The 12,803-nt window shown below is 60.5% G+C and carries 14 protein-coding genes; 6 read left to right on the top strand and 8 right to left on the bottom strand.

Annotated elements, in window-relative coordinates:
- The first annotated feature begins 36 nt into the window (after positions 1 to 36).
- The gene (gene phbB / locus ACYP5B_RS10220) at positions 37 to 780 is read left to right on the top strand and encodes an acetoacetyl-CoA reductase (RefSeq protein ID WP_459569506.1); all 744 of its coding nucleotides are present in this window, start codon (positions 37 to 39) and stop codon (positions 778 to 780) included.
- A gap of 129 nt (positions 781 to 909) precedes the next feature.
- On the opposite strand, the gene ACYP5B_RS10215 is transcribed toward phbB, so the two are convergent.
- Positions 910 to 1,782, bottom strand: a complete 873-nt coding sequence (locus ACYP5B_RS10215) for a hypothetical protein (protein WP_459569505.1) — start codon at positions 1,780 to 1,782, stop codon at positions 910 to 912.
- 534 nt (positions 1,783 to 2,316) lie between these two features.
- Between ACYP5B_RS10215 and ACYP5B_RS10210 the strand changes: the two genes are divergently transcribed.
- Positions 2,317 to 2,757 carry a GNAT family N-acetyltransferase gene (locus ACYP5B_RS10210; protein WP_400093318.1) on the top strand — a complete coding sequence of 147 codons (441 nt, stop codon included), beginning with the start codon at positions 2,317 to 2,319 and terminating at the stop codon, positions 2,755 to 2,757.
- 593 nt (positions 2,758 to 3,350) lie between these two features.
- Here the strand turns inward: ACYP5B_RS10210 and ACYP5B_RS10205 are convergent.
- The 5 genes from ACYP5B_RS10205 to ACYP5B_RS10185 all read right to left on the bottom strand — a co-directional run bounded on the left by ACYP5B_RS10205 (position 3,351) and on the right by ACYP5B_RS10185 (position 5,829).
- Positions 3,351 to 3,620: a DUF1643 domain-containing protein gene (locus ACYP5B_RS10205; protein ID WP_400093317.1), complete on the bottom strand. Its 270-nt coding sequence runs from the start codon at positions 3,618 to 3,620 to the stop codon at positions 3,351 to 3,353.
- Positions 3,617 to 4,201, bottom strand: coding sequence for a hypothetical protein (locus ACYP5B_RS10200; protein ID WP_459569504.1), 585 nt, complete (start codon positions 4,199 to 4,201; stop codon positions 3,617 to 3,619). The genes ACYP5B_RS10205 and ACYP5B_RS10200 overlap by 4 nt, the downstream gene beginning before the upstream one ends.
- Positions 4,198 to 4,617, bottom strand: coding sequence for a hypothetical protein (locus ACYP5B_RS10195; protein ID WP_459569503.1), 420 nt, complete (start codon positions 4,615 to 4,617; stop codon positions 4,198 to 4,200). Before ACYP5B_RS10195 ends, ACYP5B_RS10200 begins: the two co-directional genes overlap by 4 nt.
- Before the next feature lie 12 nt (positions 4,618 to 4,629).
- Positions 4,630 to 4,821: a Dabb family protein gene (locus ACYP5B_RS10190; protein WP_400103348.1), complete on the bottom strand. Its 192-nt coding sequence runs from the start codon at positions 4,819 to 4,821 to the stop codon at positions 4,630 to 4,632.
- Positions 4,822 to 4,965: 144 nt separating this feature from the next.
- Positions 4,966 to 5,829: a LysR family transcriptional regulator gene (locus ACYP5B_RS10185; RefSeq protein ID WP_459569502.1), complete on the bottom strand. Its 864-nt coding sequence runs from the start codon at positions 5,827 to 5,829 to the stop codon at positions 4,966 to 4,968.
- A gap of 196 nt (positions 5,830 to 6,025) precedes the next feature.
- Here ACYP5B_RS10185 and ACYP5B_RS10180 point away from each other — a divergent pair, with 196 nt between their 5' ends.
- From ACYP5B_RS10180 to ACYP5B_RS10165, 4 genes are all read left to right on the top strand, one after another.
- Positions 6,026 to 6,946, top strand: coding sequence for a DMT family transporter (locus ACYP5B_RS10180; RefSeq protein ID WP_459569501.1), 921 nt, complete (start codon positions 6,026 to 6,028; stop codon positions 6,944 to 6,946).
- Between the two features lie 338 nt (positions 6,947 to 7,284).
- Entirely contained in the window at positions 7,285 to 8,373 is a 1,089-nt protein-coding gene (locus ACYP5B_RS10175; RefSeq protein ID WP_459569500.1) for an IS630 family transposase, read from the top strand.
- 12 nt (positions 8,374 to 8,385) lie between these two features.
- Positions 8,386 to 8,685 (top strand): hypothetical protein, encoded by a 300-nt coding sequence (locus ACYP5B_RS10170; RefSeq protein WP_459569499.1) that lies wholly within the window; start codon positions 8,386 to 8,388, stop codon positions 8,683 to 8,685.
- Positions 8,686 to 8,847: 162 nt separating this feature from the next.
- Positions 8,848 to 9,813: a Bug family tripartite tricarboxylate transporter substrate binding protein gene (locus ACYP5B_RS10165; RefSeq protein ID WP_400103350.1), complete on the top strand. Its 966-nt coding sequence runs from the start codon at positions 8,848 to 8,850 to the stop codon at positions 9,811 to 9,813.
- Here the strand turns inward: ACYP5B_RS10165 and ACYP5B_RS10160 are convergent.
- Both ACYP5B_RS10160 and ACYP5B_RS10155 read right to left on the bottom strand, forming a co-directional pair.
- Positions 9,810 to 10,736 carry a LysR family transcriptional regulator gene (locus tag ACYP5B_RS10160; RefSeq protein WP_459569498.1) on the bottom strand — a complete coding sequence of 309 codons (927 nt, stop codon included), beginning with the start codon at positions 10,734 to 10,736 and terminating at the stop codon, positions 9,810 to 9,812. The genes ACYP5B_RS10165 and ACYP5B_RS10160 overlap by 4 nt on opposite strands.
- Before the next feature lie 502 nt (positions 10,737 to 11,238).
- Positions 11,239 to 12,429: an iron-containing alcohol dehydrogenase gene (locus tag ACYP5B_RS10155; protein ID WP_459569497.1), complete on the bottom strand. Its 1,191-nt coding sequence runs from the start codon at positions 12,427 to 12,429 to the stop codon at positions 11,239 to 11,241.
- Positions 12,430 to 12,803: the final 374 nt, after the last annotated feature.

The following is a 12,803-nucleotide window of genomic DNA, read 5'->3' as shown; positions in this document are numbered from 1 at the left end:
GGCGGGCAACGTCGCAAGCGACATAGAGGGATGGAGATGACTAAGAGGATTGCCGTGGTAACGGGAGGCATGGGTGGGCTGGGCGAGGCTATCAGTACCAAACTACAGGACGCAGGTTGTACGGTGGTTGTGACCCATTCCCCGAGCAACGCCGGCGTCGCAAGCTGGCTGGAGCGGATGGCGGCGGAAGAGCGCCGATTCCATGCCTATCCTGTTGACGTTGCGGATCATGAGTCGTGTCAGGAATGTGTCGGAAAGATTCGAGAGGAGATAGGTCCAATCGATATTCTGATTAACAACGCAGGGATTACGCGAGACGCGAGTTTCAGAAAGATGGAAAAAGTCGATTGGGATGCGGTCATGCGGACCAATCTCGATTCGGTGTTCAATATGACAAAGCCGGTGTGCGATGAGATGGTCAAGCGCGGCTGGGGGCGCATCATCAATGTGTCATCCATCATCGGCTCGAAGGGCGGTTTTGGCCAAACCAACTACGCTGCAGCCAAGGCCGGCATGCATGGCTTCACGAAGTCGTTGGCGCTCGAGGTCGCCAAGAATGGTGTGACCGTCAACACCGTTTCGCCCGGATTCATCGCAACAAGGATGGTGATGGCTGTACCCCAGGAGATCCTGGACACCAAAGTTATTCCACACATCCCAGTTGGCCGCTTGGGTGAGCCTGAGGAGGTCGCTGCGTTGGTCGTGTATTTGTGCTCGCGCGAAGCAGCCTTCTTGACTGGCGCAAATATTGCCATCAACGGTGGGCAGCATCTGCAGTAAGCTGGTTTGCCCGGGCCCAAACAGGGCCGGGCGTCATTGCAACGCCGCGCTGGCCGCTGCTTAGGTTGCTATCGCGCTAGGCCAATTGCTCCGCGCCCCGGTTGCGCGAGGGAATTGTGCGACCCAACCCTATCGGGTGCTCATGTATGCAGCAAATAGCGCCGGCTGCAAACCGCGCAATTCCTTGCGCCGTTCAACTAGCTCATGGTGGCGACCGTGCCGCTCCAGGTTCAGCAGTTCGAGCAGCAGGCGCATCGCACGCTCAGGCGAGCTTTGAGTCGACTGTTGTGTCTGACGCAGCAGGTTCGCGAGGCCAGGCTTCTCGATCAACGCCCAGGCGGGAAACCACACCAGATCCTCGACGGCGCCATCGCCCTCGAAGCGAGAGTCGAACGTCTTGCGCAGCATAGTCAGACAGGAGTCCTTTAGGCGGTGCATCAATTCGTCAAGACGGCTTGCCGAAAGCCACGCGAGCTCGGCCAACAGCGGCCAGATGGCTTCCAGTCCGTGCTGGTGATATTGCGCCTCTGCCATCCAGCAAAGCGTCGTTGGAATGCGGCGCCACGATGCAATACGTGCGACGGCTTCTTGTGCCCCGACCCAGTCCCCGACCTTGATCCACAAGGGCGCTGCATGGGCATCGTGCTCGTTGCGGCACAACGGCAGGTGCTCAGCTGCGTGCGCGAGCGCTCGCCAAAGCGGCACGAGCCATGCGCTGCCGGCAGTGTCACCAAACACGCGGGCAGCAGCCGGCACGACCTCGCGGGTTATCTCGCCATGCGCACGTCGTAGTGCATCGTGGTCGCTAAAACGCGCTGGCCTTTGATCCTCGAGGGCCCGAGTCAGCGTACTAAGGGCAGGGAGAAGATCGTCGGAAGGACACTCGCTGAGCAATAGCTGCAACGCACCACGCGCAGCAACCGCATCGCGGCGCTGCAGGGCGTCGGCAACATCATTGCGTAGCATCACATCGCGGCTGTGAGCAAAGATATCGAGTTGCATCGACTTCAACACCCAGAATAATGTGACCGTTCACGGCATGAGGAGGAATTCTAATTCATCCGGCGGCTCAGGAGCAGGTGGGGAGTGGCCGCATCAGCGGCGACCAGGCGGAAACCTCGCCGGCGCGGCCAATGTATGGATACGCGCTGGGGGTAGCCAATGGGATGCCAGGGGGGTGTTTACTCTGTCCATACCGAATCCACTTCCCGCATCAAGCGCCCGGCGAAAATATAGTCGCCCAGCTTGGATGCCTTTGCCTCGAGGGTCTTCCGCATTCTGCACTTGGTAACTCGCATTGATTTCACCCATTCAGCTGCTATCGCGCCTTTCGTGACGGGAGAAGAATAGGCCGGGAGGGTTGTATTCACAGAAGCTATCTCTGTTCCGGCTAAGATCATCCGGGAGACGTATCTGGGTTTTCCCGCTATCCACTAGCTTGGCGGAAGTGTTAACCTAGAAGCCGCAATCTTTAGGAATCGAATTGCTAAACGTTTTCTGCGTTCAGCTCGCGTACGACACGAGGAGATGCCGGAAATGATGAGAAGCGTGCAGATTCGAGTGGCAGGAGAAACGGATTGGCCTGCTATCGTGGATGTTCTTGAGTGTTGTGGATTGCCTAACGATGTCGTCGATCAAGCATTGCGCTTCTTTCATCTCGCTGTATTAGATGAGCGGGTAGTCGGTTGTGCTTGCGCCGAGCAATATGGAGAGACGGTTGTTGTGCGGTCCGTTGGTGTGCTTCAAGAGTATCGTGGTCATCAAATTGCGACGCACCTTGTCGGCAGCATACTGACGCGCGCTCGCGCGGATGGATGTACCAAGGCGGTACTCATCACCGCTGGCCGGCTCGGCCTCTCTAATCACTGCGATTTTTCGCTCGCGGAGCTCGAATCCATGCCGGAGGAAGTTCGGCTATCCAAGACGTTCGTGGGAAGATTTGGCGGGGGGAGGACATTCAAGATTTCCATGGGCTAGCTTCGTGCACGACTTGCCGGGAGGAGTCAATATCTCGCGCAAGTCAGCGCGGATGGTTAGCCAGGAAGCCGCACACTCAAGCGAGATCCACCACGTCGCCAAGCACCACGCGCAAAGCGGGGCCGGCTTCGAAGTCAGCTCGGCTTTGCCTCTGAATATCAGGACCGCAAGTCCGACGCTCGGCGGACGGGCTGCAGTGACTGAAAGCGAAGCGGGCGCTGGAGAGCGATTCGTCCACCACCAGTCCAGTCTCGCGAGCGCTTGTGTGCGGGGCTTAGTGGACGGGTTCCTGAAACTGGGATCGGAACGTCAGAGCGTGAGTCTTGCGGCTGCAAGCCCAGGGCCGTCGAAGGTTAGGATCGTTCCGAGGGCATTCAGCATAGAAAGAAGTGCGGGCGACAAAAGCCAGGCGGGCTTCTCTGGGCCAAGGCTTGGATCGCGATCAGGTTGGTTCCAACTCGACCTTGACTCGCTTTCCAGGTGCCCTTGCTGCGCTAATCAAGGGCTCGCGTTAGGCGGGGGCCAAAAACAGGAGACAAAGCAACTGCTCTATCGGAAGAGCCGAGTATCCCTTGCGAGCGTCTGCCCGATTGTTAAAATGCAATTAATCGCCAAATTTCTGCCCCAACAAGAAACCGGCGCTTGGCAACCCAGGGGCGCAGGCCGGCCAGCGCGCGCTGCAGGCACTTGGTGGTCGTCGGGTCGTTGACCCGGTGGTCTGCCGTCGACGGGTTGAGCATGATGAAGCCCAGGGCTGGCTGCGTACGGTCCCACTCGCGCCAGAGGCGATAGCGGTACTGCTCGCAGTCGGAGAGAATCGCGCCGGCCTCGCCGTCGATGGTCTGCGTGGTCAGGTGCTTCATGCTAGGATTTCCTCCATATGGCTCTCCGACATCCATACAGGGAGGCGGAAATGGCGATAGTCGAGGACGACAACCAAGAAACCGAGTTTTGGGAGGCCGTGCGCATAGCGGCGGACGCTCGTTACCAGGCAGAGCAGGCTGCGAAGATGCGACGGACTATCGGCTGGGCCTTGGGACTTTCTATCGCAGGTCTGTGCTTGGCGCTTGTAGCTCTCCGACGACACCAGAACACTGTGCGGCTGTTTGGCTTGGGTGAGGGAAAGGAGAATGAATAGCGGCTTTCTGCTCACTCCACGATCCATCTGAAACGATGGGAGGTTGCTATGTCGAACCATATCTTCGTCGAAGAAGGGGATTACCACTGCCACTGCACGGTCTGGGAGTCGCATACCGGGATTTGGCAGGCATCGGTATTGTTCGAGCGGAAGATCGATCACACGAATGAGTTCATCCCTGGCTTGCGGCACAAGATCAAAGCCCAATTCAGTAGCAGGGAAGAGGCGATGCGCGAAGCCATTGCCTACGCAAAGGCTTGCGTCGAGAACACTCAGACAGGGCTGTAATATGGTGTCGCCGGTCATTGCAGGACCTCCTTGGCAGCAGCGGGGCGGCGCAATACTGCCGGGAGCCAGCGACGGCCCTCCAGATGCTGCTCAGCAACTGAGACCATGGCCTCTTTCTTCATCGTGGCAATGCTTGCGGCGGGTTCCTGGTTGACCGCCTCGCGAACCGCCTCCATCCGTCGAGCCTTGGGTACGTTGGCCAAGTAGGAGCCGGCGGTGGGTTGCCACCAGTCCCCCATGTCCAATTCGACGGCCGCAGCGAGCTGATGCGCATTCTCGTGCACGGCCGATTCTTCGCGCGTGGCCTGGTGATCCAGAATCAGACTGCCAAGGAGATGGGAAAAGTCCTTGGCATTAGCTCTCGAACTGTCGAGGTCCTTCTGAGCAAAGCTTTTGAAAAAGCTCAACGCCCCGTCGACAGCTGTTCTGATCAAGTATCTTCCCGCTTAGGCGGGAGTCAAGCCACTGACGGCTGGTGTTATGTAATCCACCGCCGCCCATTCGAAGTAGGGTTTCAGGTCCGCCACCTGCGCCTGGTGCAGTGGATGGAAGAGGTAGGCGTCAAGCGCTTCCTTGTCCTCCACTCCGGACTGCAGCACATAATCCCAGCAGATCGGGCGCTCCAGCGCTGGCAGCACTTCGCCATCAACCGGCCCCTGCTTGCACGCGCTGCTTTCACCCGCAGAGCAAGCCCGCCCCGAATGTGTCGCGCCAGCATCGGATCGTCTCGTACGTCACAATCACGCCGCGCTTGAAGAGCAACTTACCAGCGTACGGCGCAACTACGCCAGGCTGGCGTTTTCCGTGAAGCATGATCCCAGGAACTGCATGACAGCCTGGATCCGCGGAGCACGCCGGATGTCGGCGTGGACCGCGAGCCAGATCTCGCGTTCAAAGCGCTTGCCGTTGCTCCTCACGCGCTGGAGACCATCGTCCCGGTCGCACAGGAAATCCGGCAGCGCGGCGATGCCGACACCGGCACGCGCCGCGGCGGCCTGGATTTCCAGTTCGTTGCTGACCATCACGATCGGCCGGCTTCCCGCTTGTTGTTTCAGCCAATCCTGCTGGGGCGAGCCCTCCATGCTGTCGTCGTAGGCAATAAAGCCATAGTCGGATGGCGTGGTGGCACTCAGGTAGCTGGGGGAGCTAAAGAGCGAAAACGCGACGACACCAAGCTTGCGCACCACCAGATCGCCTTCGCTGGGCCGGGTCAGCCGTACGGCCAGATCGGCCTCGCGCCGCGACAGCGAGGCCATGTGCGTGGTCCCCGTCAGGCAGATGCGCAGAGCCGGATGCTGTTCGCGCAAGCGGCCTAGCTGGGGCGCGATCACCGCCGCAGCCATCGAAGGCGGCGCACTGATAGTGACATTGCCGCTGACGCCGGTCTGCCCGGCCGCCGCCGTACGTTCCACCGCGAACGATTCCTGCTCCATGCGTGCGCCCAGCGCGGCTACGCGTTCGCCTTCACCGGTCAGCAGATAGGCACGCGGACGCCGGTCAACCAGCTTGAGGCAAAGCGATGCCTCCAGCGCCGAGATGCGCCGGGCCACCGTGGCGTGGTCCACCTTAAGCCGCCGTGCCGCGCCGGATAGTGAGCCTTCCTGCGCGAAGACGCTGAAATGGCGAAGATCCTCCCAGTCGAACATGGGTGATTTCTCACAACTAATGTGAATAATTAGGGAATTTTACACAGGTTAGAAAGCTCGCAAAATGGCACTCATGCCGTCGCAGGGCGGGAATTACCGAGCAACTCCTCCGCCTTGCCGCCGGCCATCGTCCACCATGCTTGCCCAGACCGGCCCGAGGCCCGCATGGCGCACGCAAAGAAACAGGAAATCAGCCATGCGCCAGCCAGACAGCCTCGCCTACGTCGGCATCATTGTTTCGACTTTCTTCTGGGGTACCAACTTCAATGCCGGCGCATTGATCATCCGGCATATGACGCCGATCGGCGCATCGATCGAGCGCTTCCTGATCTCGACGACCCTGCTGTTGTTGATCTTCGGGCTGCAAGGCAAGCTTCGGTTCAGCGTGCTGCGCGAAAACTTGTGGGCATACGTGGGCCTCGGGCTGCTTGGCTTTACCGCCTTCAATCTCGCCACCTTCTTTGGCCTGCAAACGACCACGCCGATCAATGGCGCCCTGATTCTCGCCACTACGCCGCTGTGGACCATGCTTCTTGCCGTGGTCTTCGAGCACGAGCGCATCGACACCGGGCGCGCCATCGGCCTGTTCTTCGGGCTGCTCGGCGTCGGGCTGGTCATCACGCGCGGGGATGTACAGATGCTGCTCGCGCTCAAGGTGGCGCGGGGCGATGCGATCATCCTCGCCGGCAGTCTAGCCTGGGCCGCCAACATGGTGGGCACCCGACGCTTCGTCAAGCAGGCCACGCCGCTGGAGAACACCACGTTCTCGATGCTGTTCGGCACCATCGGCCTGATCGTCCTCGGTTTCATGTTCGAGCATCCGCTGGCGAGCCTGACCGCAACACCCGCCAACATCCATGCGGCCGTGCTGTACCTCGCCGTTGGCGGCTCTTTGCTGGCTTACCTGCTGTGGTTCCGCGGCATCCACCAGATCGGCGCGGCGCGGACCTCGATCTTCTTCAATCTCGCCCCGGTCTTCACGATGCTGGTCTCGACCGTGCTGGGTGTGCCTCCCAACGCATGGCAACTGGTCGGAGCGGTGGCGGTCATCCTGGGTGTGGTCTTCGCCTCCGGACTCGTGGGCATTCCGACCAGAGCCAGGGCCTCTCAAACGTGAGGCGGAAAGGCACGGAAGCAGTCTTGGTCTCATCGCTCCTGGCACCAGAAGGCGGTTCAAAGCCGATTTCGATGCCGCGAAGAGTTGCTCTGGTGGCGCGGTATGTTGATAGGGCGCTGCCGATCGCGCCACGCCGGCTCGAACGCAATTCATGCCGCCTGCTGCGGGCATGACCGACGTCTGGACCGGCGAAGGCTAGCTGTACTTGGCCATCGTGCGCGATGTGTTCAATCGCGAATTCAGCAGCGCAGTTTTCGGCCGAGAGCATCTGACGTACAAGCTAGTACTACATCCCGTAAATAGCTTGAATATTTAATCGCCTCGGATATCATGGCGGGATGAGCCAAGGCCGCCATGCAACGCCAGTGAAGCTGGCGAACAAAGAAAGACAGGAACTGCTATCGCTGATCGAGCGCAAGACGGCTGCGCAGCGAGATGTGATGCGCGCGCGAATCGCGTTGTGGGCCCACGAGGGCCACGCCAATACGGTCATTGCGCAGGAACTGGGCGTATCGGTGCAAACGGTCTGCCTGTGGCGCAAGCGCATTGCCCAGCAAGGTGCCAAAGGCATTCGCGAGGGCGAGCGCAGTGGCCGTCCGCCACGTATCACGCAGGAAACGCGACTGCAGTTGATCGCGCTGGCGTGTGAAACGCAGGAACCTGAGGGACGGGTCACGCCCACGCTCGACGAGATTGTGGCGCGCGCCGTGGCGCGCGGCGTCGTCGGGCAGATCAGCCGCAGCCAGGTGCAGCGTATTCTGCAGGCCGGCGACGTGCGTCCGCACCGGGTCCAACAATGGCTACACAGCCCAGACCCGGCCTTTCGCGAGAAGGTCACCGGGATTTGCAAACTGTACCGCAAGGCGCCTCGAAACGCGGTGGTGCTCAGTATTGACGAGAAGACCGGCATTCAGGCCGTCGAGCGTAAGCACCCGGGACGTGCACCCGCGCCGGGGCGGTTGCGTCGGCGTGAGTTTGAGTATGTTCGCCACGGCACCCAGGCGTTGATTGCCGCGCTGGATGTGCATACCGGACAGGTGCTGGCGGATTGCCGGGAGCGGCGCACCCAGGACGATCTGGTGGCCTTCATGGAGCGCGTGGCCACCGCCTACCCGGGCAAACAGGTGCACGTTGTCTGGGACAACCTGAACACGCACCGCGCCCAGGCCGTCTGGCAGGCGTTCAACGCACGGCACGATGAGCGGTTCCACTTCCACTTCCACTTCACGCCGTTGCACGCGAGTTGGGTCAATCAGATCGAACTCTGGTTTGCCCGCTACACGCGCCGGGTGCTGCGCCATGCGAGCCACACCAGCACCGCGCACCTGCGCGAACGCACCGAGCAGTTTGTCCGCGCGCACAATCAGGCGGCACGCCCGTTCAAATGGAGTTTCCGGGGCTATCCGCTGCAAACCGGCGCATCGTAATCAAGGATCGACATGTCAGCTTTACCCGCCAAACACTACGCTGCCGAATTGCAGCGGCAACTGCGCAGCCTGCTCGGCCACGAGCAGATCGTCACGCAAGCCTACGGGCGTCACCTGCTGATCAAACGTCTGGACGATGAGGAGCCGACCGTGGTGGCCCGGCTGACCGAGCTCGGCCGCAATCGTTATGGCGCCGCCTTTCGCAGCCATAGCGGACGTTGGGAACCGTTGCCAGGCGCAGGCTCGCTCGATGAGATGGCCCAGGTGGTCGTCGCGCTCCTGCAGCCGTATTTGCAGCCCGATAATTATTAAACCTATTTAGGGGATGTCGTACTAGCCATCTGAATTCGCGATGGTGGGATCGCGAAATGCTGTTTTGCAGAAGACTGCCAGTCATTCACCATGAAGGAAGGCGTCGGGGCGTGCCGTGTGACGGTGCAAACGGTGACCATTTCCATGAAAGGAGACAAAAAAATGGCAGTCAGACAACTCTTGCAGACCTTCCTTGCGTTCAGTGTGGCAACGGCATGGGCGGCCCAGGAATCGTATCCGTCCAAGCCGGTGACCGTGGTGGTTCCCCAGGCGCCAGGCGGAGCCAACGATGCCATCGCCCGCATCGTCACCCAAAAGCTGTCCGGACAATTCGGGCGGCAGTTCATCGTCGAGAACCGGCCGGGCGCCGGCGGCAACATCGGCACGGCATACGTGGGGAAGTCGGCCGCCGATGGCTACACGCTGTTGTTCACCGTTAGCAGCGCCCATGTCATCAATCCTGCGCTCTACAAACGCACGGGCTTTGATCCGGTAAGAGATTTCGCGCCGGTGGGCAGCGTTGCGACCGCGGGGTACGTACTCGTCGCCAATCCTTCGTTCGGGCCGAACAATGTCAAGGAACTGGTTGACGCGGCGCGCGCGAAGCCGGACACGATCATGTATGCGTCGGCAGGCAACGGCACCCTGAATCATCTGATCGGTGAAATGCTACAGCACAGCGCCGGCATCCGGCTCGTCCATATCCCTTACAAAGGCGCTTCCGCTGCCGTGGCGGATGTCGTGGGCGGTCAGGTGCCCTTGTCGGTACAGAGCCTTCCATCAGCACTGTCCTTCATTCGAGCAGGCAAACTGAAGGTGCTCGCCGTGACCAACGAGAAGCGGCTGCCCTCCATGCCGGAGGTGCCGACTGTGGGAGAGACGCTCCGTGGCTTTGGCGCCACGCCTTGGTATGGACTCTTTGCGCCGGCCAGCACGCCACCCGTCGTAGTGTCCCGCCTGCGGGCTGCACTGAGTAAGGTACTTGACAGTCCCGATGTGCGTGACACGCTGGCACGCCAGGGATGCCAACCATTCCCGTCCGGCGCGCCGCAGTTCGAGGCGCTGATCCGCGAAGAGTTGCCGCGCTGGTCGGCCATCGTCAGGGCAGCCGGCGCCACCGTCGACTAGTCCGGGTGCGGGCTGGCGGCGCCTGCCGCCATACGGGCCGATGGGCACAGGTGGTCCACGAGCAACCGTGCGGCTACCGGCAGGCTATCGTAGGACCGAAAGCATAGATTGAGCTTGCGACACGCCCAAGGCTCCTTGAGTCCAACTGGCCGGATCCTGAGTATCCTGGCGTAGCGCTGCGCCAGGCTCTTGGGTAGGATGCCGATTCCCATTTTGGATTCGACCATCAGGCAAACCGCGTCGTAGCTATTGACCTGCATGCGGAACTTGACCGGAACGCCGAGTTGGCCGGCGGTGCGCATCAGCTGTAGGTTGATGAAGCTGCCGGTTTGCAGGCCGATCAGGTAGTGCTCCAGCAAATCCGGCGTAGTCAGCCACTTGCGAATTCCAAGCGGATGGCCGACGGGCAGGACAGCGACCAGTTGATCCTCGCGGTAAGCCTGCGTGATCACGTTCTGTGGCTGCCCCCCGAGGTCCGCATAAAAGCCGATATCCGCCGCGTTCTCGGCCACCCCGCGCAGGATCTCGCTGCTGATGCGTTCCTCCAGTTTCAGTTGCACCAACGGATACTTCTCGGTGAAGCTTTGCAGGTCGTTGGGAAGGAACTGCGTAATCGACGACACGTTGGCGAAGATGCGCACCAGTCCTCGTGTGCCGCTGGAGTAGTCGTGCATCAACGTGAAGATATTGTCGAGGTCGTTGATGACGCTACGAGACAGGTTCTGCAAGGCGATGCCCGCGGGCGTGGGGACGATGCCCTTGTTGCTGCGCTCCAGCAGTTGCGCGCGGAGGACGTCCTCGAGATCACTGATGCGCTTGCTGATGGCTGAGGCGGCAATATGCTCCCGCTCTGCAGCTGCGGCAATGGTGCCAAGCTCCGCGACCGCAAGGAACAGTTTGAGCGAGACAGGGTCGATTTTCATGGCTAGAGGAGTAAACGTGGAAACTGGCGCCCCAGCTATCCACCGGTTCGAACAAGATCGTGCATGGTCGCGCCATCGACAGCGTCGAGCTTCCCGACGCAGCTGGCGTAGCGCCCACAAGTTTGGCTGATGCACAGCCAAAACCAGCTGTGGCCATGCGCCTGGAGACTGATCTGGGTGCAGTGGCGTATCCGTTGCGCAAGCTCATCCTAAAGTCTGGAGCTTACGTCCATGTTAGCGGTTGGCTTGTCTTCGACCAGCCAAAGTCGTCGCTGACACATCAGTTCAACGCTGCGCGAGGCCCGAGTGCTCCGTCAGCGGCAGCACGGAGTTGAGCGGCGGAGTCGCGTGCGAACTGAAGATCTCGATGCGAGGTTTCCCAGGACCGCTGGCGCCGGTGGCAACCTGGGAACCCGCGGTATGTGATACTGCCACGGGGACCCCTTGCACGGCCGCGATGGCTAACCGGTCGGCCAGCATGGACGCGCTGCAACGATGACGATCACGCCCTCCAGGCCATAGACAAGATCGAACGCAAATCCGCTTCAGTCTCGACCGGCCTGATGTTGTTGCGCGTCACCATCGGATGGTTCAGCGCAGGCACGATCATATCGTCGACCTGTTGCCGCGCGAGGCCAAGATCGTCCAGAGTCGTCGGCATGTCCAGTCGCAAGAGAAGCTCGTGGAGAATCTCGTGGAAAGGTCGCTCTGGCTGCCCTAGCGCAATGCGAAGCCGATCATGCTGGGGCACCGCCCAGCCTTCCAGCCACCTGGCCTGGGCCAGCATCAGCACACAGGCCGCATCGCTGTGCGCCACGCCTCCGTACGGCCCTACGATGTGGACCATCCAATGACTGAAGCCATGGGGAACCGACATCTGTCCCATCCCTGTGTACCAGGTCGCCAACTGACAATGGGTGAATGCCTCGAGCTTACCCCCCTCCTTGAGAAGAGGCAGGTTCTCCATATAGAGCAAAATGGCCTTCTCCGCCAGCAGGCTGGCAAACGGATGTGTCGATGAAGAGCAGGCGGTATTGATTGCATGATCCAGTCCGCGAATGCCTGTCGACATCAGCAAGCGCGCGGGTGTCTGTTGGAGGAGCTCCGGGTCGTAGATGATCGCCTGTGGTGACCCGTTGGGCACGACAAAGCGCGCCTTCAGACGGGTTTCGTCGTCGATGGGCGTACTGACCGGCGTCCACTCGGATGTGGCTAGCGTGGTGGGGATCGCGATTTGGCGGATCGCGTGAGGTGCGTGTGAAGTCGTCAGCATCTCGGTGCCATCCTCTGACAGAACGAACTGGAGCTCGAGCAGCCTGGCCCTTTCGTATGCATTCTCAGAGATGCAAAGCTGCATCGCCTTGCACATGTCCATGACCGATCCACCGCCGACAGAGACCAGCACGTCCGCCCGTGCATCCCTGGCCTGTCTCGCCGCTTCCAGTACATTGGACAGCGGGGAATGTTCGCCCACGTCGTCGGTCAGGCCCACCAATTGCCCGCCCAGGCATTCCCTGAGTTGTTCGATGAATTGCGTCTTCGTATTGATCGATCTTGAGCAGACTACGAATACGCGTTGATATCCAAACAACCGCAAGATGCCGGGCAGCGCCCTGACTGCCGACACGTTGTGGAATACGTGTTCGTGTCCGGTGAATCGGTAGCGATACGCTTTTCTATCGATGTTTTCCATTTGATTTCCTTCTGATGTCGATGTCCATTCGAATTGCGGAGCGAATAGGTCACCGAATCATGGCGCGTGGATCCCGATTCGAAAACCAGTAGTTGGCGAGCCTGCCATCGCGAGTGACGATGGCAGGCGAGCGCACTGGGCGTGCGCCGAAGCGCACGCCCAAGCTGACGGTATCGAAGACGGCAGCGTGACTCCACGCTTGTCTTGGGCTAACCGTCTCTAGGGTTGACTCACAAGCAATCCACGCCCAGAACGCGGTCCATCCCGCGCGACAACCAGTCCTTCGGGACATCATGGCCGCGCAACAGGAGTGCGGAAAGCGCCGGCGAGAGCGTTAGCGAGTTGACCGCCGAGATGACTGTTGAAATCGAGAT

Source organism: Cupriavidus sp. 8B (assembly GCF_054589115.1).
Note: the sequence above shows the minus strand (reverse complement) of the source record. Positions and strands in the feature narration are given on the sequence as shown.